The 23,751-nt window shown below is 47.2% G+C and carries 18 protein-coding genes; 2 read left to right on the top strand and 16 right to left on the bottom strand.

From position 1 onward, the window contains the following. Positions 1 to 217 precede the first annotated feature (217 nt). The 3 genes from BMZ56_RS07695 to BMZ56_RS07685 all read right to left on the bottom strand — a co-directional run bounded on the left by BMZ56_RS07695 (position 218) and on the right by BMZ56_RS07685 (position 3,043). Positions 218 to 1,357 carry a FecR family protein gene (locus BMZ56_RS07695; RefSeq protein WP_090625992.1) on the bottom strand — a complete coding sequence of 380 codons (1,140 nt, stop codon included), beginning with the start codon at positions 1,355 to 1,357 and terminating at the stop codon, positions 218 to 220. A 76-nt stretch (positions 1,358 to 1,433) separates the two neighbouring features. Then, positions 1,434 to 2,012: an RNA polymerase sigma factor gene (locus tag BMZ56_RS07690; RefSeq protein ID WP_090625991.1), complete on the bottom strand. Its 579-nt coding sequence runs from the start codon at positions 2,010 to 2,012 to the stop codon at positions 1,434 to 1,436. 104 nt (positions 2,013 to 2,116) lie between these two features. Then, positions 2,117 to 3,043, bottom strand: coding sequence for a metallophosphoesterase (locus BMZ56_RS07685; RefSeq protein ID WP_090625990.1), 927 nt, complete (start codon positions 3,041 to 3,043; stop codon positions 2,117 to 2,119). Positions 3,044 to 3,190: 147 nt separating this feature from the next. Between BMZ56_RS07685 and BMZ56_RS07680 the strand changes: the two genes are divergently transcribed. Then, complete coding sequence (locus BMZ56_RS07680; protein ID WP_090625989.1) at positions 3,191 to 3,976, top strand: SDR family oxidoreductase; 786 nt, start codon at positions 3,191 to 3,193, stop codon at positions 3,974 to 3,976. A 15-nt stretch (positions 3,977 to 3,991) separates the two neighbouring features. Here the strand turns inward: BMZ56_RS07680 and recA are convergent, their stop codons facing one another. From recA to BMZ56_RS07660, 4 genes are all read right to left on the bottom strand, one after another. Next, positions 3,992 to 4,999, bottom strand: a complete 1,008-nt coding sequence (gene recA, locus BMZ56_RS07675; protein ID WP_090625988.1) for a recombinase RecA — start codon at positions 4,997 to 4,999, stop codon at positions 3,992 to 3,994. 190 nt (positions 5,000 to 5,189) lie between these two features. Beyond that, positions 5,190 to 5,837 carry an endonuclease III gene (gene nth, locus BMZ56_RS07670; RefSeq protein WP_090625987.1) on the bottom strand — a complete coding sequence of 216 codons (648 nt, stop codon included), beginning with the start codon at positions 5,835 to 5,837 and terminating at the stop codon, positions 5,190 to 5,192. 9 nt (positions 5,838 to 5,846) lie between these two features. Further along, on the bottom strand, positions 5,847 to 6,050 hold the full coding sequence (locus tag BMZ56_RS07665; protein WP_090625986.1) for a hypothetical protein: 204 nt from the start codon (positions 6,048 to 6,050) through the stop codon (positions 5,847 to 5,849). Between the two features lie 84 nt (positions 6,051 to 6,134). Beyond that, positions 6,135 to 7,766 carry a S8 family peptidase gene (locus BMZ56_RS07660; protein ID WP_090625985.1) on the bottom strand — a complete coding sequence of 544 codons (1,632 nt, stop codon included), beginning with the start codon at positions 7,764 to 7,766 and terminating at the stop codon, positions 6,135 to 6,137. Positions 7,767 to 8,007: 241 nt separating this feature from the next. Here BMZ56_RS07660 and BMZ56_RS07655 point away from each other — a divergent pair, with 241 nt between their 5' ends. Next, entirely contained in the window at positions 8,008 to 10,179 is a 2,172-nt protein-coding gene (locus BMZ56_RS07655; RefSeq protein ID WP_218146504.1) for a S9 family peptidase, read from the top strand. Positions 10,180 to 10,238: 59 nt separating this feature from the next. Here the strand turns inward: BMZ56_RS07655 and nrdF are convergent, their stop codons facing one another. The 9 genes from nrdF to BMZ56_RS07610 form a co-directional block, all read right to left on the bottom strand. Beyond that, positions 10,239 to 11,222 (bottom strand): class 1b ribonucleoside-diphosphate reductase subunit beta, encoded by a 984-nt coding sequence (gene nrdF, locus BMZ56_RS07650; protein ID WP_090625984.1) that lies wholly within the window; start codon positions 11,220 to 11,222, stop codon positions 10,239 to 10,241. Positions 11,223 to 11,341: 119 nt separating this feature from the next. Then, positions 11,342 to 13,447, bottom strand: coding sequence for a class 1b ribonucleoside-diphosphate reductase subunit alpha (nrdE, locus tag BMZ56_RS07645; protein WP_090625983.1), 2,106 nt, complete (start codon positions 13,445 to 13,447; stop codon positions 11,342 to 11,344). Next, positions 13,404 to 13,814: a class Ib ribonucleoside-diphosphate reductase assembly flavoprotein NrdI gene (gene nrdI / locus BMZ56_RS07640; RefSeq protein WP_090625982.1), complete on the bottom strand. Its 411-nt coding sequence runs from the start codon at positions 13,812 to 13,814 to the stop codon at positions 13,404 to 13,406. The genes nrdE and nrdI overlap by 44 nt, the downstream gene beginning before the upstream one ends. Before the next feature lie 101 nt (positions 13,815 to 13,915). Beyond that, positions 13,916 to 14,152 (bottom strand): glutaredoxin family protein, encoded by a 237-nt coding sequence (locus BMZ56_RS07635; protein WP_090625981.1) that lies wholly within the window; start codon positions 14,150 to 14,152, stop codon positions 13,916 to 13,918. A 331-nt stretch (positions 14,153 to 14,483) separates the two neighbouring features. Next, complete coding sequence (locus BMZ56_RS07630) at positions 14,484 to 16,169, bottom strand: SusD/RagB family nutrient-binding outer membrane lipoprotein (protein ID WP_090625980.1); 1,686 nt, start codon at positions 16,167 to 16,169, stop codon at positions 14,484 to 14,486. Positions 16,170 to 16,182: 13 nt separating this feature from the next. Continuing rightward, positions 16,183 to 19,608, bottom strand: coding sequence for a SusC/RagA family TonB-linked outer membrane protein (locus tag BMZ56_RS07625; protein ID WP_218146503.1), 3,426 nt, complete (start codon positions 19,606 to 19,608; stop codon positions 16,183 to 16,185). 159 nt (positions 19,609 to 19,767) lie between these two features. Continuing rightward, on the bottom strand, positions 19,768 to 21,000 hold the full coding sequence (gene ilvA, locus BMZ56_RS07620; RefSeq protein ID WP_090625978.1) for a threonine ammonia-lyase IlvA: 1,233 nt from the start codon (positions 20,998 to 21,000) through the stop codon (positions 19,768 to 19,770). Then, the gene (gene leuB, locus BMZ56_RS07615) at positions 20,997 to 22,088 is read right to left on the bottom strand and encodes a 3-isopropylmalate dehydrogenase (protein ID WP_090625977.1); all 1,092 of its coding nucleotides are present in this window, start codon (positions 22,086 to 22,088) and stop codon (positions 20,997 to 20,999) included. Before leuB ends, ilvA begins: the two co-directional genes overlap by 4 nt. 94 nt (positions 22,089 to 22,182) lie before the next feature. After that, complete coding sequence (locus BMZ56_RS07610; protein WP_090625976.1) at positions 22,183 to 23,751, bottom strand: hydroxymethylglutaryl-CoA lyase-like TIM-barrel protein; 1,569 nt, start codon at positions 23,749 to 23,751, stop codon at positions 22,183 to 22,185.

Below are 23,751 nucleotides of genomic sequence, written 5' to 3'. Positions count from 1 at the left end.
ATCATATGTTTGTATTGTTTGGATAAACTAATTGGTTATTTCATCGTGCCTTATGGCAATGCCTCAGTGACATCCAGATACGACCGGATGGTGCCTCTAACACTTTCCGGTCTTTTGATGGACGGTGGCATGTCTCGTTTGGTCAAGTCTTGATTTTTTTCATTTGTTCCTCCTTAAGATTTATTGGTTAAACATTACATGGGTTCGTAGTTTTTCTTCAAGGCATGACCACTAACCGGTTGGAAGTAGCCTGCTGTTCGATCCGGAAATTTATATTGCCTTCTTTCAGAATAGCAAGTACCTCGGCAAGCGTGTCTTCCCGACTGATTTTTCCGTAAAATGGCGTTGGTGAGATGAATCCTTCGTAAATCACCTCCACGTTGTACCAGCGACCGATCTGTTTCATCGCTTCGCGCAACTCCGTTCCTTTAAAGATAAAGAATCCATCCTTCCAGCCGATGAACGGAGATACATCGACGTCATTTACAGCGACCCCACTTTCCGATACCGTGCTTTGCTGCCCCGGTTGGAGAACGGCGGTGTGATTTGTTGTGCGGCCGACGGTTTGCACTCGGACACGTCCCGCAACCAAGGTGGTTTTAGTTTCAACGTCCTCCGCATATGCAGAGATATTAAATTGGGTGCCTAGTACCTCCACGGCGTGTCCTGGAGTAATCACTCGGAAGGGTGTAGGTGTGGAGTGTATAGATCGGACGTCAAAATAGGCTTCCCCTTGTAGTTCAACTACACGTTCTTTCTTGTCGAAATGAGAAGGATATTTCAATGTGGAAGCGGAGTTGAGCCACACGGTGGTGCCATCGGCAAGTTTAATTTGGTAGGTGCCACCTTTCGGAGTCGTTATGGAATTAAAGGTAGATGCCGTCTTCATATTTCCGTTTTCAACGAGTTTGCTGCCATCCAGGTAGGTTACACCGTCTCCTACGACAATCCCTTTCTGAGCTACACTTAAGTTGACTGTGCGTCCATCTGCTAGCGTGAGCGTAGCTCGGTTGCCGCCAGGTGCGATATCCACCAGTTGGCTTTCTGTGCTTGGCTGTTTACTACCTGTCCACTGATCACGGAATAGCCAAAGTCCAGCCGATAAGAGAAATACAATTGCGGCGACATAAGGTAACCATCGGCGAAAGCGGTATGTCATTGTGGCTTTTTCTGCCCGGAAATCGCGTTCCAGACGCAACCGAATAGCCAACAGATCTTCCAATAGTTGGTCGTCGCTCAAATCCAATGGATCGGCACTGCCGTGTACTATCCAGCGTTCCACCAATTGCCGTTCGGCTTCTGTACATGTATCGGTACGATAGCGTGTCAATATATCTTTTACATCTTCCCTGTTCATAGTGGGTTAGCTGTTGCCGTTTGTATGAGAAAGACAGTTGAGGAAGGAGAAGGGGTGAGTAAAAAGTGAAAATTTTTCAGAAAGTTAAAAAAGCGAGAAAAAAGAGGTTCCCCAGTCGTGCTTTCAATACCTTCAGTGCGTTGTGCATATGGCTCTTGACCGTTTCTTCCGAAACCCCCAGTTTCTCAGCGATTTCCTTACGTGAAAGATTCGTGTGGCGACTTAATTCGAACACCTCACGCATGCGTGGTTGCAGGCTCGCGATTTCTTTTTCAATAAATGCTTGCAGGTCATTGTGTCGAGCTAGGTAATCTGCCGATTGAGAATCAACCGCTTCGATGTAGGAAAGGAAGGAATCGATGTAGCGATTGGCGATCTGCTGATGGGTAATGGAATTGATTATGCGGTTGCGAACGGCGGTGTACAAGTAGACCGAAAGACGGCCTGTGATTTGCAGAAATGCACGGTCTCGCCAAAGCTTAAGGAATAATTCGTGAATAATATCTTTTGCTTCCTCTCGATTTTTAAGCCGGTTGTACGCGAATACGTACAGGAGTCCGTGATAACGATTGTAAATTTCGGTATACGCTTCCCGGTCACCCTTTTGCAGCAAAGGTAGCAACGTTTCATCCGTATGGGCAGCATATTCGGGCATCCGATATTCCTCCCTGCGAATGTAGTGATTTTAGGGAGAAACAATTTCATAAGCAGGGGACAAACCCTAGCCAATCTCCAAGGCCTGTCCCCAGCCGGATAACATTACATTGAAGATCGAATGCCGGACGGCAACTCCCGGGATTCTTCACTTCCATATCCAATGATTTGAATACGATCTTGATAGATATTTACGATAGAAAAGGCATTTTCCGGCCCTTCTACCATTCCTTTGAAATTAACGTAATGGATACCTTCGGCATATTCATATCCCCCGCTGTGTTGGTGCCCATTAAAGTAAGCAATGACTGAAGAATTTTGGTTGATTAGCTTTTTCAATTGTTCCTCATTCCAAAGGTTGTGGGCAGCGCCTGCTGGAAAGAGTGGATAATGGCACAGTAGGATAACGGCCTCATCACTTGCATTTGCCGTGGCCAACTCGCTTTCCAGCCATTTGAATTGTTCTTCACCAATGCCACCATTCCAATCTTTGGCGTTGGCAGCATTTTTTGATTTCAGATATGCCAACTGTTCTAGCGCTGATGCATGCTCTTTGGTATTAGTTGCATGACCGAATGTACTCACATCATTGCCATCCAGAAAGATGAGCTGATAGTTTCCTTTTTTTATCGAATAAAATCGGGTTTTCATGCCCAGCGTGTTGGGGATTTGCGGAAGCCTGTTTGAGTCAACTGCAAAATCATGATTGCCTAACACATGGTAAATTGGCATGTTGAGACCAGAAAGTTTATCAAGTACCGGCCCAAAACTCTTATAGTCCCGATCGATCATATCTCCCAGATTAATGACAAAGTCTACATCTTTCTGGTTAAAGGCATCGACCGCTTCCTGTAATTTGGTTAACGACTTTCGGTAATACCGATTAATGTGTGTGTCGCAGTCGCAATATTGGATATCGGCCACCAACCCAATTGTGAGAACAGGCTGTTGGTTTCCGTTTGTGGTAATTGCTTGATTATCCGATTGAGGCAGGTACCAAGATAATAGAAGGTTTAGAATAATATATATCATCTGTCTTTGGTTTCCATATTCATATCCTAACGCTAATTGGTTTAATAGGTATAGTTGAATTTCCCTATTGTCGCAAGCAAACTTAGATAAAATTGCGCTATCTACAAACCGATTATGCGTTACCTTTGTTGAAGATCATTAATTACTATGAACTTATCCTTAAGAAATAAACATGCCCTCGTCTGCGGTAGTACCCAGGGCATCGGTTTAGCGGTGGCCAAAGAATTAGCTTCATTCGGCGCTACTTGTATTTTGTTGGCCCGTAATGAGCAAAAGCTACAGGCAGCAGTCGACGAACTACCCGTTCCGGATCAGCAATCCCACACATACGAAGTTGCTGATTTCTCAGATCCCGAAGCTGTTCGCTTGGCGGTTGCACGGGTTGTTGAACGTTTTTCTGTGACGATTTTGATCAATAATACTGGCGGTCCGGCCGCCGGTCCAATTACAGATGCCTCGAAGGATGATTTGGAAAATGCGTTCAAACAGCATGTAATCTGCAATCAGCTGCTAGTGAATGCCGTGCTTCCCGCCATGAAAGGTGCCGTCCATGGCCGGATCGTTAATATCATCTCCACATCGGTCAAAACGCCGCTGCCAAATCTCGGTGTATCCAACACGATCCGAGCAGCAGTAGCGTCCTGGGCCAAAACGCTGGCTAATGAAATCGGGCAATTCGGAATTACCGTTAATAACGTACTGCCGGGATCAACCTACACGTCGAGGCTCGGAGCATTGATGGAACAAAATGCACAGGCGAGTGGGCAATCAGTAGAGGAAGTGGAAAAGCGAATGAAAAATGCCATTCCCCTGAAGCGCATCGGTCAGCCGGAAGAAATCGCCAATGTGGTGGCATTTTTGGCTTCCCCCGCTGCATCCTATGTCAATGGAGTGAGTATACCTGTGGACGGTGGTAAGACCCCAAGTATGTAAACAAAAAAGGAGCTATTATAGCTCCTCCAGTTTTTCTGCGGTTACTTCCGCTTTGATCTTCGTTTCCAGCTCATCCATCAGGTCGGGATTGTCCAGTAGCAATGTTTTCACCGCATCGCGACCCTGACCCAATTTGGTGTCGCCGTAGCTGAACCAGGAGCCGGATTTCTTGATGATGTTGAAATCAACACCCAGATCAATGATTTCGCCGGCCTTGGAAATGCCTTCTCCAAAAAGAATATCAAACTCGGCTACGCGGAAGGGAGGCGCTACCTTGTTTTTCACGATCTTGACCTTCACCCGGTTTCCGGCTACTTCATCTGCATCTTTAATTTGTGCCATGCGACGGATGTCCAGCCGCACCGATGCGTAAAATTTAAGTGCATTACCTCCGGTCGTGGTTTCCGGATTACCAAACATGACGCCAATCTTTTCGCGCAACTGATTGATGAAAATACAGCAACAGTTGGTTTTGGAAATCGTACCCGTAAGTTTCCGCAGTGCTTGAGACATCAACCGGGCTTGCAGACCCATTTTGGAGTCGCCCATTTCACCTTCGATCTCACCTTTAGGTACCAAAGCCGCTACCGAGTCAATTACGATGACATCGATCGCTCCGGAACGGATCAGATTGTCCGCAATTTCCAACGCTTGTTCACCGTTGTCAGGTTGGGAAATCAATAGATTTTCAATATCGACGCCTAATTTTCTTGCGTAATATTTATCAAATGCGTGCTCTGCGTCGATAATGGCAGCAATGCCGCCCTTTTTTTGTGCCTCCGCAACGATATGGGTTGCCAACGTTGTTTTACCGGAAGATTCCGGGCCATAGATCTCAATAACACGGCCTTTGGGGACACCGCCGATGCCCAGGGCAATATCCAATCCAAGGGAACCGGTAGAAATGGCATCGATGGGTTCGACTGCCGAATCTCCCAGTTTCATAATGGTCCCTTTCCCGTAGGATTTCTCTAATTTATCTAACGTAAGCTGTAATGCTTTTAGTTTTTCTGGATTGCTCATAGTTTTAGTAATTAACGGGTCAAAGGTACGATAAATAAATTTTACTTACTAATTTTTTTCGTTTAATCATTGCTTTTAGCTACCGGCATTCGGCTTTTAGTCAGTAGCAACGAGCTGTTAATATCAGCGGTCAGCATTCCGCTTTATATCGGTTACATCTGCGATTATCAGCTTTTCACTTCAGTAATCGCTATTTACGACTTACCACTTTTTCGAAGTACCTACACATCCATGTAAGTGGACATTCTTCGCATTTCGGCCTACGGGCAACACAGATATATCGGCCATGTAAAATTAGCCAATGGTGGGCAATTGCCAAAGTATCTTTAGGTAAATATTTCACCAATTGCTTTTCTACCGCCAAAGGCGTTTTGGCGTTGTCTGTAAGTCCAATGCGATTGGCTACGCGGAATACATGGGTGTCTACTGCAATAGCGGGCGCGTTGTATACTACAGACGCAATGACATTGGCTGTTTTACGACCCACCCCCGGCAGCTTCTGTAATTCCGCAACCTCTTGGGGTACGACACCCTGGAATTCGGCTAGCAGTTTTTGCGCCATGCCAACCAAGTGCTTGGCCTTATTATTGGGGTAACTCACACTCCGGATGTAGCTGTATACTTCATCGGAGGAGCTTGCTGCGAGGCTTTCTGCATCCGGAAATCGACGAAATAACGCAGGGGTTACCTGGTTGATCCGTTTGTCGGTACATTGTGCAGAAAGAATGACCGCTACGAGCAGCTCAAAGGGGTTGCTATAATTTAATTCGGTTTGAGCATCCGGGTTGTGCGTGGAAAAATAGTCGACAAATGCCCGGTATCGTTCCTTTTTGAGCATGACGCTGCGTTACATCAATGACACTTGTCCCGCTTTCGAATAAGAAATGATTCGATGAATGCTGCTTGAACGCGGTTGACGAAGCAGCGCGTTCATATCGCTTTTAAGAAAATCATAAAATAGCTCATCGTCAAGGTCAAGCCGGATGGCGTCCCGCTCTAATTTCCGGATGATATCCTGTGAAGCATGTTTGGAAGTATACGTTTTTGTCATAAGCACCGCTATTTATTGCGTATATGATTTATAACGCGATAAACAGCGGATTAGTATGGCTATCAAGACGTTTTTGAAAGGGTTTTATTTCTTCTTAACGATTTCTGATGCGGTTTGTTCGGCCAGCTGCAAGGCTTTAAATGCATTGACAATGCCACCCGTCACACAGATTTCGTTCATGGAAACCCGCATGTTGCGCCCGTCTGGTCCCTTCACCTTTACGCGTTGGTCTACACGGGAAACGGATTGCATAATCACGCGCTTTACTTCCATGGCGGGTAGTTGTGGATAATATGAGCGTATCAATGCAGCCAAACCTGCTACTACCGGCGAAGCCATGCTCGTGCCTTGTTGATCTTCGTAAGTTGATCCGGGCATGGTAGAATGAATCGCCACGCCGGGGGCAAATACATCAACGGATCGGCGACCATAGTTGGAAAAAGAGGCAACCAGGTCACCGTCATTTTTCCACGATGAAGCTCCTACTTCGATCCAGGCACCGGCCTCACCCATGTTGATGCCAAGGCTGTCTACGTAGTTTCGATTGGGAAAATTGGGATTCGCATCGTTGTCCTGACCCTCATTTCCTGCTGCATGGACAAGAAGAACATCGTTTTCCAGGGCAAAGCGCACAGCATCGTCCACCACTTGTTTGTCTTTGGCAAACGCCTTGCCAAAACTCATATTGATAACTTTTGCACCATTTTCGACGGCATAACGGATGGAATTGGCGACGTCCTTATCCCGTTCATCCCCATCGGGGACCGTTCGGACGGCCATGATGCGCACGTTGTCGGCCACGCCTTTGATACCCACGTCATTCGTGCGGACAGCGCCGATAATACCGGCCACGTGGGTTCCGTGGTCGGCATCCGGACCCGTTACATCTGGATTTCCATAGTATCGTTCACGGCTATTCTCATAGTCATCGCCTACGGTATCGCGCGAGTCGAATTCTTTATTCAGGTGATAGTTGACCTGGTTGTTAAAATGCGTAACACCGTCTTCCAGGTCTTTGTAGAATTTGCTGAAATCGGGCTCATCTTTCAGTTCTTTTTTGACGATTTTTACCGCCATCTTTTCGAAATCGCCTTCGGGTTTATAGCGATCGAAATCAGCGAGCGTGGGATTTTCTTTTCCGATTTTTACGAGTATGGTATCCACCGTTCGTTTCAACCCCATATAATTCACCTGGCCAAAACGGGCTTCCTGCATTTTATTGGCGTAGTAGGTCACCATCTCCTGGTATTCGGAAAATTCCCTGCGTTCTTCACCGTCCATCGGCGTAGATGGCAGTACAGATCGATATTTTGGTTCCAGTTCTCTGACCAATCGGGTTACTTCCAGGTTGTCGAAATGTACGTTTTCGCCATTGGCATTGCCTAAAAAGTTCCATCCATATTTATCGTTAATGTAGCCATTGTCGTCTTCGTCCTTACCTGTTGAAGCACTGTCTTTTTCGTTGATCCACATAACGTCTTTGAGGTCTTCGTGGTTTACATCCACACCGCCATCAATCACAGCCACCACCACGGGCGTGCTTTTTTTGTCTTTCAGTAAAAGTTCGTATGCTTTTTCAGTGCTGATGCCCATCACACCGTCCCGTTCATAATCGAGATTAAACCAATTGGCCGGTGGCGTGTCGTTTGCTTGGCCGAGGGATAATAAAGGTAAGAGGGTGACAAAGAACGTATGAACGAATTTGCGAAACGTCATATATGCATTATTTTTGTGTGCGAGCAAATATACTGTTTATTGCCATGTGCCAATTGTTAAAGTTTGATAAAAATCTTGGAAAAAGGTTTAACTGTTGGATATAATTCTTTCATTTCATCTATAAAAGCTACTCTTCAGCGGCAGATGAGAGATCGATAAAATTGCTTCATATGTCGTTTCGGTAAATTTGTATATAAAAGCAATTTTATCTTAGTTTGTGCCGGCATAGTTACATGAAGTCATGAATGCTAAACGATTGTTGCTGTCTAAACTCCCGTTACTGTTATTAATGAGTACCATCGCTATTTCCTGCACGCAGGACAAATCTCATCGAAAAGCCTATCAATGGCCTCAAATTGATCCGCCCATCGCGGCTATAAAGCCGCATGTCCGGTCATTGCACGGAGATACCGTAGCAGATCCCTATTACTGGTTAAATGACTATTTCAAAAAAGGTCCGGATTCGTCGGCCGTAATCGAATATTTGGAAGCGGAAAATGCCTATACAGATTCCATGATGAAAGGCACTGAGGCGCTGCAAGCCAAGCTATTTGATGAAATGAAGGGCCGCATCAAAGAACAGGATGAATCTGTTCCCTATTTTAAAAATGGATATTATTATTACACGCGCACGGAGGAAGGAAAGCAATATTTCAAATTTTGCCGAAAAAAGGGTGGCTTGGATGCACCGGAGGAAATCCTGCTCGATGTCGACAGGTTGGCGGAGGGGCATCCGTATTATGCGGCCAGCGGGTTCAACGTGAGTCCGGATAATAGACTGCTGGCCTATGGCGTCGATACGGTGTCGCGGCGGCAGTATACCATCCATGTCAAAAATCTGGAAACGGGAGAGGTGCTGAGGGATGCAATCCCCGGTACATCGGGCGGCTCGGTTTGGGCCAACGATAATCGGACGCTGTTTTATACCCAAAACAATCCGGCAACGTTGCTGACGGAAAAGATTATGCGGCATACGTTGGGAGCGGATAGCGACGGCGATGGAGTCGTTTATCACGAATCGGATAACACCAATTATATTGGCGTGGGCAAAGCCAAGTCGGGTAAATTCATTTATATCTATTCCGGTGGTACGCTCTCCTCAGAAACCCGTTACCTCGACGCGGACGACCCAATGGGAACTTTTAAAGTCTTTCAGCCCCGTATGCCCGAAGTGTTATATAGCGTAACGGCGCTTGCCGATCGCTTTCTGATCGTTACCAATCAAAATGCTACGAACTTTAAACTGATGGAATGTCCGTTTGATCAAACCGGACAGGAACATTGGAAGGAAGTTATTCCGCACAGACCGGATGTACTGTTGGAAGACGTGGATGAATTCAGGGACTTCCTAGTGGTCTCCGAACGCAAAAATGGACTAACACAACTGGCGATCCGTAACCTGAAAGACGGCTCCGAACACTACCTGGATTTTGGGGAAGAGGCGTACACCGCGTATCCATCCGCCAATCCGGAGTACAACACGTCCACCCTGCGTTATGGATACACATCGCTCACCACGCCGTCTTCTACCTACGACTACGATATGGTCACCCACAAAAAGACGTTACTGAAACAACAGGAAGTGGTCGGTGGATACAATGGGGCCGACTACGTCACCGAACGCCTGTATGCAACAGCCAAGGATGGTACGCTGGTGCCCATCTCCCTGGTGTATAAAAAGGGGTTTCAGAAAGATGGAAACGCACCCTTACTGTTATATGGGTATGGGGCGTACGGTGCGACGATGGACCCATCATTCAGTTCAAGTAGACTCAGCCTGCTGGACCGCGGCTTCGTATTCGCCATCGCCCATATCCGTGGCGGACAGGAAATGGGAAGGCAGTGGTATGAAGACGGTAAGATGATGAAAAAGAAAAATTCGTTTACCGATTTCATTGATTGCGGACAGTTCCTGGTGGATCAACGGTATACATCTTCGGCACATTTGTACGCTATGGGGGGGAGTGCAGGCGGTTTGTTGATGGGCGCAGTGGCCAATATGGCGCCTAAACTGTGGCACGGCATCGTGGCCCAGGTGCCGTTTGTGGATGTGGTCAATACCATGCTGGATGAATCGATTCCGCTGACCACCAATGAATACGATGAGTGGGGCAATCCGAACGATGAAGACGCCTACGAATACATCAAGCGTTACTCACCTTATGAAAATATCGAGGCAAAAGCGTATCCCCATATATTGGTCACAACGGGATTGCACGATAGCCAAGTGCAGTATTTTGAACCCGCGAAATGGGTAGCTAAGCTGCGAACGACTAAAACAGACAACCACGTATTGCTGCTGAAGACAGAAATGGATTATGGACATGGCGGTGCTTCAGGGCGCTTTGACTACCTCAAGGAAATCGCTTTGGAATACTCGTTTCTGTTTGCGTTGGAAGGAATGGTGGACTAGGTGTTCAACAAAAAGGGAGCGATAAGCTCCCTTTTTGTTGAATAGATTCGTTTGCCAAATCAGACTGCAATAGACGTGTCCATCACGAAATCTTCGTCCCGAAGGTGCACAATCTCGGTCGCTTTTTCGTAGTTGGTCGATTTCTTGGAAAAGAAATCGTGCTGGGTGGTTTCTACATTGAGCCCATTGAGCACAATCGGATTCACGCGCTTGACCTTAAAAATGGGTTCGAAGCCCATATTCATAAGTGCCTTATTGGCGTTATAGCGTACGTATTCTTTCACCTCAGCCGTAAGTCCCACATCGGTATAAATTTCTTCGGTATATTTCAATTCGTTTTCGTACAATTCGTTCATTAAATTAACCAGCTTTTCTTTCGAAGCTTCGGGGTTAGGCAACTTCTTGTATACGTCCTGTGCCAGGAGGCCAACAAATACACCGTGTATGGATTCATCCGCAATGATTTTCTTGATGATATCTGCACTGGCAACCATATGCCCCTGTCCGCAAAGCCACAAGGGAATGAAAAAACCACTATAGAATAAAAACGACTCCAACAATACCGAGGCGCACAATCCCATAAACAAATCTTCCTTGCTGATATCCGTATCCGCTAACCTTCGGTAGTATTTGTCGATGGTCGATGCCTTGAATTGCAAGTACTTGTTCTGCTGAACCCAGTTGAAAATATCTTCGATATCCCGGGAGGTTGCTACCGTCGTGAAGATGGTGGAATACGATTTTGCATGAATGGCTTCCATCATGCACATGTAAGCCAGCACCGATTTGTTTTGCAACGAATCGATGTGGTCCATGATTTTGGGCATCCCTGTATTGCTTTGAAGCGTATCCAGCAGCGTAAGGCCGCCTAGCGCTTTCTTGTAACACTCCCGCATCTCGGGCGACAGGGATTTCCAGCTATCGATGTCCTTCGAAGGGATGTATTCGGTGTCGATCCAAAATTGCTTGATGTTCTGCTCCCAAAACATCAGCGCATAATCATTTTCAGGTTCGTTCCAGTTGACGGCTTTATATTGTTTCATGTCTGCTAAGGTTAAATTAAATGGCGTCTTTTACGGTCAGACAAGAATACGAAGCGATTCTTGGTTTTCAAGCAATGGCTTCGTATTCGGTGCCCCGTATTTTTTACTTTTTACTTTTTTCACGCTGAACACGAAACACATTCGTCGATGGTTGACTTGCGTGTGCGCGTATAATAAAGTGATTTCAATCCCACTTTGTGGCCATAAATGTAATAACGGGCCAAATCACGGGTGTTATCCCTGGAATTAGTGTGCAGAATAGTAGATATTCCTTGATCTACGTGCCGTTGAATGACGGAAACGAGACGCAACACCTTCATTTGGTCCATATCATATGCCGACTTGTAATAGAAATAATTTTCATTAGTCAGGTAGGGCATGGGGTAGTAGGTGGTGCTATCGCCGTATTCGCGGACCTCAATGGTATCGACAATCGGCATGACCGAAGCAGTCGCATTCATGATGTAGGAAGTCGACTGATTCGGGGCGATGGCAATCCGGTAAGCGTGGTAAATGCCGTGTTCTTTGACCTGCTGTTTCAGCGTGTTCCAATCTTCCTTGGTAGGAATGTCAATACCTGCAAATAATTCCGTTACTTTGATGGTAGTCGGGAAATAATCCTTGCTAACGTACTTGTCAAAATACGTACCGTCGGCGTAAGCTGTTTTCTCAAAGCCTTTGAATGTTACCCCCCGTTCACGTGCAATCTCCATGGAAGCTTGTAGGGAATAATAATTGACCATCATGAAGAATACATTGGCAAAGTCCAATGCTTCTTCGCTTTCATACATAATGAAATTCTTGGCAAGATATCCGTGTAGATTCATGGCGCCCAAACCTACACTGTGCAATTCACGGTTCGCTTTTTGGATAGAAGGTACCATCGCAATGTCGGTCACATCCGATACCATGGTCAATGCACGCATTGCTGTCTTTACGGATTGTTCGATGCGCTTGTTGTCCATGACCGTGGCAATGTTGAGCGAACCAAGGTTACACGAAATTCCGTATCGTATGGTATCTTCCTGCCCGTAAATATTGATGTCAGATACTTCCGAAACCTGCATGATTTCCGTGCACAGATTGGAGAATTTCACCTTGCCTATGCCGTTCAATGCATGCTGGCGGTTTGCATTTTCCTTAAAGAAAATATAAGGATATCCACTTTCTTTTTGTGTCTGGGCGATTTTGACTAACAGGTGGCGCGCGTTGATTTTCCGTTTCTTAATTTTCGGGTTGGTAACCAACTCATCGTACATCGCATCCATATCCAACTCATCCAAATATTTGCCATACTCCTGCATCACGGTATGCGGATGAATGAGGTAGCAGGGTTCGTCTTTGGTAGCCAGTTCCATGAATTTATCCGGTACGATCACACCGATGGAAAGCGACTTGATACGTACCTTTTCGTCAACATTGATTTTCTTACAATCAAGAAACTCTTCGATGTCCGAGTGGAAAATATTGAGGTATACGGCTCCAGCGCCGGGACGTTGACCGAGCTGATTGGCATACGAAAAAGTGTCTTCGAGAATTTTCATGATGGGCAGTACGCCACCGGCACGGCCCTCCACACCTTTGATGGCCTCGCCACGCGCACGGATTTTAGAAATGTTGAAGGAGACACCACCGCCGATGGACGACAGTTTCATGGCCGAATCCACCGCATATCCGATGCCGTTGAGGTTGTCGCCTATCTCATCTAGAAAACAGGAAACGAGTTCACCGGAACGCTTTTTACCCGCATTGAGAAAGGTAGGTGTAGCAGGCTGGTATTCCTGGTTAATGAGTAATTCAGCATACTGCAATGCCTGCGCTATTCCTTCGTGGCGCGCAAGGAAGAGGGAAACAGCGGCAACGCGGTCTTCATAGCGTTCCAGGAATTTCTCGCCCGAATCGTCACGCAGGGCATAGCTCTGGAAAAACTTGAATGCACTCATAAACGAAGGAAAACGGAATTTTTTGGCGGCAATGAAATTGTACACCTTTTCCATTTCTTCGAAGGTAAACCATTCGTAAAAGTTGATGTAGTAATTGTTCTCGATAAGATAGTCGATCTTTTCCTTCAATGTGTAGAAAAAGACCGTGTTCTTGTTTACATATTCTAGAAAATAAGCGCGTACGGCTTCTTTGTCCTTATGCAGGCTGAACTCATCATCATGCTTAAGCATGATTTCATTATTGAGCAAAATCCAGCTCTTTGCTACGTCGTTTGTTACCATAATGTTTCCCTTTAATAATCGCGATAAATTCATTAACATCTTCACCGGTGCCTGACAATTCGAATTTCAGGGCTAACGGGATTCCGTATTCGGTTGCAATCTTTTCGCCGGCCATGGCAAAATTCCTCCCCCAATTCCGGTTTCCACTAGATGATACCGAGAGGACATAACCACGCGCTGATTGCAAAAAGCTTTTCGTGGTGTCGGGTACTTCCCCAAATCGGGTCGTGAAGGTCACTAAGTGGCCCGCATGCTGCACCGCTAGGTCAGGTTGGATTTTTTGAACAGTCCATCCTGTCAATTCCGCTACTTTCTGCATGAACCGCGCTACATTGCCTGTCTTACTGTCATAATATATCCACTCCATGTGCAAACCTTTTTAGATGCTGAACCCCCGCAAAGCTGAGGGGGTTGCCGTTATTCCTATGTGTCCGTTTCCGGGGAGTCTGTTTGTTTAGACTACGTTATTTATTGGATTTCCAATGCGGAAAGCTCTTCCGGCTTGAAGCCAATAATGCGTTGGGTCTCTTGGTCTTGATTTAATACAATAACCGTCGGTACGGTGCGTACTTTGTATTGGATGGCCAATTCCGGTTTATCAAACGGATTTACTTTTTCATAAGTGATACCCTTGCGGTCTAAAAACTCAGACACTTGGTTGCAAGGTGCGCAATCGTTTTTTTCGAATTTAATAATCCGTGTCATAGCAATAAGATTTTAATAGTTCAACACTAATCGGATACTGGATGTTTTTAACCGGTAGACTCCGACAATTTTTGTTGCAATGGTTGGTAAGTTGTAGCCTCGAACAAATATCAGCTATTTAATTTCAGGACGGTAGGAATTGTTATCAACAGATGTTGAATTATTCACATTGTGAATAAGTAATGGAGGCTTATTTGCTTTTATTTAACTTTTAATCAGTTGGTTGAGTTGTTATTTTGATTGGTTTGTTGCTGGTTTGTGAATAACCGTCCGGCTATTTCGGTATACTTCTTGATATAGTATCCGAATAGCCGGACGGCAAAAAATGCGATTAATCCCCCGCTCCGAATGCCGGTGCATTCTTATCATACCATACACGTTCCTGGCTCAGCGTTTGTGCATCCACGGCCCTCGGAGTAAAGCCTTGCTCTTGATACGCTTGTTCCCAATTCGCACGGTTGACCTCGCCGGGATCATTAATCCCAAAACGTCGCGGTATGGGTTCATGAAACGATTCCATGGGATAATAGGCTGATTCGTTACGCGGGTATCCTGTGCGGCGGCAGAGCACATAGGCTTCATTGGGCAGTCGGAACAAGCTCAGGTAGGCTTGAATATAAATCCGTTCCAAGTCATTGCCCGCGCCCAATGCCACTTCCGGACGCTGTTGATACGCTTGGATTTCCGCCGTCCCGTCGCCCGTGAATGCCATCGTTGAGCCGGCTTCCCGCGCAACTTCGTTCATCGTACGGATCGAGGAGGCAATGCCTTTGTTGTACCAGTCGGATACGGAACCTTTGGTATCGATACCGGCGCCATATCCTTTTTCAATAAATTCGGAAATATAAAAACAGGTCTCGGCATACGAAACCAATATATGTAGTGTATTTCCAGTGGCCCCGTTCAGTTTGGGCGAGAGGAATAACCTGTTCACGGGTGAAATCAAGAAGTAGCGGCTGTATTGGCTTACCTGAAAAGGATTACTCATCCACTGCGTGATACTTTGGTCGGTTGTCCAATCTGCAGGTCCACCTTGGTACATAACCAAGGGGTCATCCGGATCGATAAATGCCGGCAGTTGGACATTATATTTGGCAAGCGTATCGCGGAAGGAACCTGTTAGGTCATTTTGATCAAAGTATATCCGGATACGTGGATCATCGGATTTTTTCATGAAACGGACCATTTGCCTGCTCGCATAACGGCGGCTTCGGTAATCTACATCTGCACCCAGAAAGGCGTCAGTGGGATTTAGGTATTGCAGTTGCGTCTCGTCTCCGTCAATGGGGCCGATGGCGTCCTGCATCACTTGTTGGAAAATGCGGCGTGTTGCTTCGCTATCTTGGTTTTCAAGACGTGCGGCAATCCGCAGCTTGAGCGTATTGGCCAACTTTATCCATTTTGCCCAATCGCTTTGGTAAAAGATATCGGCATCACCATAACTTTCTTGATTGAGCAAGCTGGCGTCGGATAGCACTTGAATGGCACGATCCAATTCGCCCAGCCACTGCGTAAACAGGGTTTGTTGGGTATCGAATAACGGATCGAATTTATCTTCATACCGGGCCAAAATGGCTTCCGAATAGGGGATGGATCCATTCATGTCAGTTACCCGAATGCCATAATATACACCTAATATATACGTAACTGCCCCCATTTTCTGATACCGGTCTTTATCTTGCTCTTGGTCGATTTGGTGCCGGATCTCCACCAGGTTGGGAAGAATGTCGGCATAATAAGTCCGGTAGCGTGTATTTATACTGCCCGATAGTTCATAAGGACTCGCGCTCACCTGCTGGGTATAACGCATCAGTTGCTCCAGGCTTTCCCAAATCCATTCCGTACCCGAAGGACGCAGTTTATCTGCAGTAAAGGTAAACAGGAATTTCATGTTGGGTTTAGTTACCAAGTTGGGATCGGTATTCATATCACCGAAGTTCTTCGTACAGGCAGTTAGCAGGAGTACGGCGGAGACCAGACAGGTACCGAATTTATAAGAATTGATGAATGTTTTCATAATTGCAAACTGTTTAGAATCCTACCTTTAATGTAAATGCCCACGATCGCGTCATTGGCAAAAAACCCTCTTCACCATAAAAAGCCGTATTGTTCGAGTTGTTCGATGCAGGGTTGTAATTGTAGGGGAGGCTGTTGTAGAGATACAGCAGATCGCGTCCGATTACGGCAAGACTCAATGCATTCAGTTTTAGCTTTCGGCAAAAAACCTGCGGGAAGGTATAACTTAGTGCCACTTGACGAAGGGAGACCCAGGAATTTTCGAATATCCAATAGTCGGATACACCGGTAGAAGAAGACCCATAACGGTAATAGTAGTGGGGCGCATGAGTAGGCTCCACGAGTCCCTGCTCATAGGCTTCCTGGTAGGTCATACCACCCACATTGGCTTGTCCACCACCGGGCTGTGGTACCTGGAAGCCTTGCGGGAATACGCCATTCGGGATGATGCCATCGTCGTATTCTTGATCATCCCATGCGCTGACCCAGGTGATGCCGCCGTATTCCGGATCCCGGCCAACCAGCGTGTTGGGTAACACGCCGGTATGCGTGCCGTAGCGGTAGGTGGCCATTACAAAGTCTCCCCCGATTTTGGCATCCACCAGTACATTCAGGCTGAGGTTTTTATAACGAAAGGTGTTATCCCAGCCGCCACGGAATTTCGCGTTGATGTCGCCGATATCTTGGATCGTATTGCTGCGCGCTGGAAATGCCGCGCGCGCATCCGTACGGTATTCCAGCACGTTCTTACCATTGTTCGGATGATCTATCGGGTTCCCCGATGCATCGGTGGCTTGAAATTTACGGGCCTGTATGGTACTCCGGAGAGTTCCGTATGATTTTCCGACGATGGCCCAACTGCTTATCTCCGCAATGTTTGCCCCTAAATTGAATTCGTTTCTGCCTTCGTATAATTCAACAATTAAATTGCGATTCCGTGAATAGTTGATAGCAGTAGACCACGAGAAGTTATCGCTGCGCAACGGTACAGCATCGATAGCTAGCTCAATACCTTTGTTTTGAATGTTCCCGGCGTTAATTAGAATGGCATCTACGCCCGATTCAAAAGGTGTTGTAATATCTACAATTTGATTATACGTGTTGTCTTGGTACCAACTGAAGTCAACCCCCAAGCGGCTGTTGAGAAAGCGCGCTTCAAGTCCGATTTCTTTGGCAATTTTCCGTTCGGGTTTCAGGTTTTCTGCGCGGACTTTTCGGTCACCAAAAGTCGATATCGGCAGCGTCAGTCCATTGCCGGTGCGGGTATAGTCACTGATTTCAAAACCTGGATTAATGACAAAAACATCCGCATCACTACCCAGCGCTGCTAGATTGGTGCGTAGTTTGCCATAAGATAACCATGCCGGCAGTTGGAAGGTTTCCGTAAATAGCCAGGATAAACTTGCAGCGGGGTAACTGTAAAAATTATTGCCCGTACCATCCGAATAAGTCAATGCCGACGCCCAGTCGCCCCGCCATGTTCCCTGTAGAAAGAGTTGATTTTTGTATGCGAAGTCTGCGCTGGCATACAGCGAATTGAACCCTCTGCGAAACGTGACTCCACCTTCCGTTTTGGGCTGATTGACCGAATTTTCCAGAAAATAGTTGCCGGGATAACTCAACCCTCCATCCGTAAAACCTTTTGTAAATGAATTTTCAGCACGTTGGATTTCACCGCCGATGTAACCGCTTAGCTCCAGATCGGGCGCGAGGGTGCGATCTACGGTCAGCATGCCTTTCAGGAAATAGCTTTCTTTGACTTCATTGCTCAGCGAATAAAGTCCGCCGGTAAAACCTTGTCCCTGACCGAGTTCTTTTTCTTCGGTTTTGGTATAAATGTTATTGAAATTTCCTTCTAGGATCAATTTCGACCAGTCCGTAAGGGAAGCGGTTACCGCTAGGCGCCCCCGGATCATTTGCTCACGTTGCAGGTATTGATTTTCAAAAAGATTGAACCAAAAACGGCTTTCGGGTGCTTGATTGACCTCGTCGGGATTGCCCCGGTCTGGTGCGCCACCTAGGGCACTGGTGTAGTGTTCGCGTTGCATCCAATACCGCGTGTCATAATTGCGGGGCAACATCCAGGTAAATAGCTTTCCATAGTTGTAGGAAGCATACGAGTCGAGTCCGCCCAATCGGGGCGGGTTGAGCCCACGAAAACTGGTATAATCAGCACTGCCATCGAGACTGATGCGATCGTTCAGCTTATGCGTTGCCCGTAAGCTGAATGCATGTTTTTCGAGGTTATTATTATAAACAATACCTTTACTTTCGTTGCGATTGTACGAGAACCGCAAGGTAGAACGATCCGATCCGCCGCTCACAGCTACGTTAGTATTATATCCGACACCGTTGCGGAATGCATCGAGAAAATTAGTGGGCTGGGGTAGGTAACGGGTCGGAGTTCCATCGTAATTCAATACTTCTTGTCCCTCCATCCTCGGGCCCCAGTTTTCCAATTCGCGGTTTCGGCCCGCATCGATATAGGGTTTACCCGTTGCAGGATCTGTGGGAAACACCTTGGTATAATAGGCCTCATTGGGATCGTAGTTGGGGTCGCGGAAGTCGGTGAAAAACGGGCCATTGGTGCCTCCCCCAAACACATTCTGAAAATCCGGTCCGGCATAGGGTTCGAAAATATTGACGGTTTGGTTGAACTCCACACCCAATCCGGATCGTGCCTGCCCTTTCTTTGTCGTAATCAACACCACGCCGTTAATCGCCCGAGAGCCATACAATGCCGCAGCGGATGAACCTTTTAAAATGGACACACTTTCAAAGTCTTCCATATTTAAGTTTTTGAGGTCATTGCCAAAATCGCGACCATTGCCTTCAAACAGATCGTTATCCATGATGACTCCATCGATTACAAAAATAGGCTGGTTATTTTTTCCCAAAGTGGAATTTCCGCGGATCAGAATCTTGGAGTTACCGAATAATCCGCCCGCTCCCTGATCAATCTGGACCCCGGCTACCCGGCCTTGCAATGCGTTGATGGGGTTAACCTCGTTGGTAATGGAGAGGTCACCGCCTTTCACGTCGGTTACCGAATAGCCGAGACGCTTCTTCTCCTTCGTAATGCCCAGCGCGGTGACTACCACCTCGCTTAATTGAGCTTGATCAGTTTGTAATCGTACGGTTAATAGCGTTTGGCCATTTAATGGGATTTCCTGGGGCAGGTATCCAATAAAGGAAAAGGACAACACGGCATCGCTGTTGGCGCTCAGGGCAAAATTTCCCGAGGCATCTGTATTTGTCCCCGCGTTGGCTCCTTTTACAAGCACAGACACGCCGGTCAGCGGACTGTTGTCAGTAGCATCCAATACGGTTCCCCGAATTTGGATATTTTGGGCGAATAGGCCAGTTGCCGCCCCGACTCCCGCCAACAGCAAAAGTAATCTTTTAGCCAGCATTCGCACTTTTGGTAGCGTATTGTTCATAATTTGTTTTTTGGTGGTTAATTTGTTACACAAAAATATACATATGCCTATCATAAATCAAAACTTTTTAAAAATTTTTAAAAAGTTGCCCGGCGAGTACTGAATAAGGAATACTTCACCTAGTTATGCGAACAATCGAAAAAATGGAATACGGAAGGTTTAAATCAGGTATTCAAACAAGGTTTGGTCGCTGTTCACCTCTTTGAAATCAAATCGGTGCGTACGCATCCGGTCTACCAATGCGGTGTAATCCGAAGCATTTTGCAATTCAACACCGACCAATGCGGGTCCGCGTTCGCGCTGAGTCTTTTTGATGAATTCAAAGCGGGTGATGTCATCGTGTGGACCCAATACTTCATTGACAAACAACTTGAGCGCACCCGGACGCTGGGGAAAACGGACGATGAAGTAATGCTTCAGGCCTTCGTACAGTAGCGATAGCTCCTTGATTTCGCCCATGCGGTCGATATCGTTATTGCCGCCGCTGATGATACATACCACATTTTTCCCGATAATTTGGTCTGCGTAGAAATCAAGTGCAGCCACCGCCAGCGCACCCGCCGGTTCGGCCACGATGGCATCTTTGTTATACAGTTCAAGGATGGTGGTGCATATCTTACCTTCGGGTATGAGGTGCATATCATCCAATAGTTTGCTGCAATATTGATAGGTGAGGTCGCCAATGCGTTTTACGGCGGCACCATCTACGAAGCGGTTGATTTCGGCCAGGGTGACGGGACCGCCGTGTTCCAAAGCGGTTTTCATCGATGGCGCACCCTCGGGCTCCACCCCATAGATGCGGATTCCGGGTTTCTTCTCCTTGAGGTAGGTTCCCGCGCCTGCCGCCAAACCGCCTCCGCCTATCGGAATAATAACAAGGTCGGTTTCAGGCTGGTCCTGCAGAATCTCCATGCCCACGGTTCCTTGCCCTTCGATGATGGCCGGGTCATCGAAGGGATGAACGAAGGTCATATCGTGTCCGTTGGCATATGCCAACGCGGCCCGTTGGCAGTCGTCAAACGTGTCGCCTGTGAGTACAATCTCAATGTAACCCTGGCCGAACATTTCCGTTTGGCTGATTTTCTGCCGCGGTGTCGGCTCGGGCATGAAGATCACACCGCGGATGCCGAGCCGTTTGCACGAGAAAGCTACCCCCTGGGCATGATTTCCCGCACTCGCGCAAACGACTCCTTTTTTTCTATCCGCTTCGGAAAGAAGGCTGATTTTGTTGAATGCACCCCGCAGTTTATACGATCGGACAACCTGTAAATCCTCTCGTTTGAGGTAGATGGACGCACGATATTTTTCTGAAAGCCGCTGACTGTATTGCAGGGGCGTATGTGCCACCACCTCCGTTAAACGCCGGGAGGCCGATTCAACCCATTCGATCATTGAACAGACGTTTCAGCGGTTTCCCGCAACCCGATCTGAGCAGCCAGCCAATCGCCCACTTCACTGGTCTTATAGGCTTTGTTCTTTCCGGCCAGGTCTTCGGTGACAACTCCTTCCGCTAGCGATTTGTCAACCACCGATCGGATGAGGGCCGCTTCCTCCTTCAAACCAAATGCATCTTCAAACAGCATCGCTGCTGAAAGCACCGTGGCCAATGGGTTGGCAATGTCTTTTCCGGCCGCCTGTGGGTAGGATCCATGAATCGGCTCGAAAAGCGAAGTATGCAGACCAATGGATGCGGAAGGCATCAAGCCCATGGACCCCGAGATCACGGAGGCTTCGTCTGTTAAAATATCGCCAAAGAGGTTTTCGGTAATGATCACGTCATACGATGAAGGCCATTGTACCAAACGCATCGCCACGGCATCCACAAATTCATAACTTACTTCCACCTCAGGGAAATCCTTTTCCATATCCTGTACGGTCTCCCGCCACAGCCGTGAACTTTCCAATACATTGGCCTTATCAACGCAACAAAGTTTCTTACGGCGGTTCATGGCCATTTCAAAACCCAGTTTAGCCAACCGCTGTACCTCCGCACGCGTGTAGGTACAAGTGTCAAAGGCGGTGTCTCCATTGTCTTTCCGCCCGCGTTCACCGAAATAGATACCTCCGGTCAGTTCGCGAAGGATAATCAAATCAGTTCCTTCAATGCGCTCCCTTTTCAAAGGAGAATTGTCAATGAGCGAAGGGAAGGTAAACGTAGGACGCACATTGGCAAAAAGGCCGAGTTTTTTGCGCATTTTCAGGAGTCCTTGCTCCGGACGTACGGGGGCCTTCGGGTCGTTGTCATAACGCGGGTGACCAATGGCACCAAACAGTACCGCATCCGCAGCGAGGCAAACCTCGTGGGTAGCATCCGGATAGGGATCACCCACCGCATCAATGGCTGCTGCACCGGTCAACGCCGAAGTCCAATTGATTTTGTGGCCGAACTTTTCGGCTACTGCATCCACTACTTTTACGGCCTGGCCAACTACTTCCGGTCCAATTCCATCACCGGGTAAAAGCGCAATATTTAATTCCATTTTTGTAAAGTCAAAAGTTGTAAAAATTGAAAATTGAAAGCTGTAAAGTTGAAAATTAAAAGTCTAAAGACAAATTTTTCATTTTTGTTCTTGTCTAATGTCCCACATCTACCGTCTCATATCCAACAACGGTCCGCTCGGTATTCAACACAATGTTCAGCATTTTCTGGGTAGCCTTGATCGCAGAGACCGTCTGGTCGGAGTCCAATCCGCGCGTGGAAAATGTGCGTCCACTCGTTTTCCAGGTAATGGTGGTTTCACAAAGTGCATCCGAACTGCTTCCGGGTGCAATGCGGACGTTGTAATCGATTAAGCCCGGCAGCTGAATGTTGTTTTTGGCGTAAGCCATCGTTAAGGCATTCATAAACGCGTCAAACTGCCCGTCTCCCTGCGCATGTTCTTCAAACAACTGCCCGTTTATCCGTATGGCGATCGTTGCCGAAGGACGGAGCCCTTTTGCATGATTGAGCACATAGGATTCCACAAAGATTTTTTCATCGTGCCCTTTTGTTGTGAGCACATCCGAAATGATATAAGGTAAATCGTCTGTAGTAACCGTTTCCTTTTTGTCGCCCAGCTCGATCACCCGTTGGGTTACTTTTTTCAGATCTTCCTCGTTCAGCTTCAAACCCAGTTCCTGAAGATTTTTTTCAATGTTGGCTTTCCCGGATGTTTTTCCGAGGGCATATTTGCGCTTACGCCCGAAGCGCTCCGGCAATAGATCATTGAAATAGAGGTTGTTCTTATTGTCGCCGTCCGCGTGAATACCGGCCGTTTGTGTGAATACATTATCTCCGACAATGGGCTTGTTTGCCGGTATCCGCACGCCTGAAAAGTTTTCTACCAGTTTGCTCACGGTATAGATGGCGGATTCCTGGAGCCCAATTTCCACGTCCGTCAAAAAGTCGTTGATGACCGCTACGGCACTTGCCAGGGGAGCGTTCCCTGCGCGTTCCCCCATTCCGTTTACGGTGAGATGCAGGCCGTTGACACCCGCCTTTACGGCCTCCAGTACGTTGGCTGTGCCGAGATCATAATCGTTGTGGGCATGGAAATCAAAGTGGACCTGCGGATAGCGTTTCCTCAGCGTCGAAATATATTCAAACGTTTCGGAGGGGATAAGTACACCCAATGTATCGGGTAGCATAATGCGATTCACAGGTTGTGACGCCAGAAAATCGAGGTATTCCGCAACGTAATCAGGGGAATGGCGCATCCCATTGCTCCAATCTTCGAGGTATACATTGGTGCTGATTCCGTTTTGGGCGGCTTGTTCGATGACCGAAGCAATTTCGTCGAAATGTTGTCGTGGTGTTTTCCGCAGTTGATGCGTGAGGTGGTTCAGCGAACCTTTGGTCAGTAGGTTTTGGACGTTTACGCCTGCCTGTTGCATCCAGGCAATGGATACGCCGTTGTCCACAAAAGAAAGCACCTCTACACGGTCCAGGTATCCATTGGTGGCCGCCCACTGGGTAATGGCTTTTACCGCTTCAAATTCCCCTTGGGAAACCCGTGCCGAGGCGACTTCCACCCGATCTACGCGGAGCTTTTCCAGTAATAATTGAACGATGGTAAGTTTTTCTGAAACCGAAAACGACACGCCCGAGGTTTGTTCGCCATCGCGCAGTGTCGTGTCCATGATTTCTATCTTCCTTCTTTCCAT

This window comes from Parapedobacter indicus (genome assembly GCF_900113765.1).
GTDB classification, from domain to species: Bacteria; Bacteroidota; Bacteroidia; order Sphingobacteriales; family Sphingobacteriaceae; genus Parapedobacter; species Parapedobacter indicus.
This window is presented reverse-complemented; position numbering and strand designations above follow the sequence as displayed.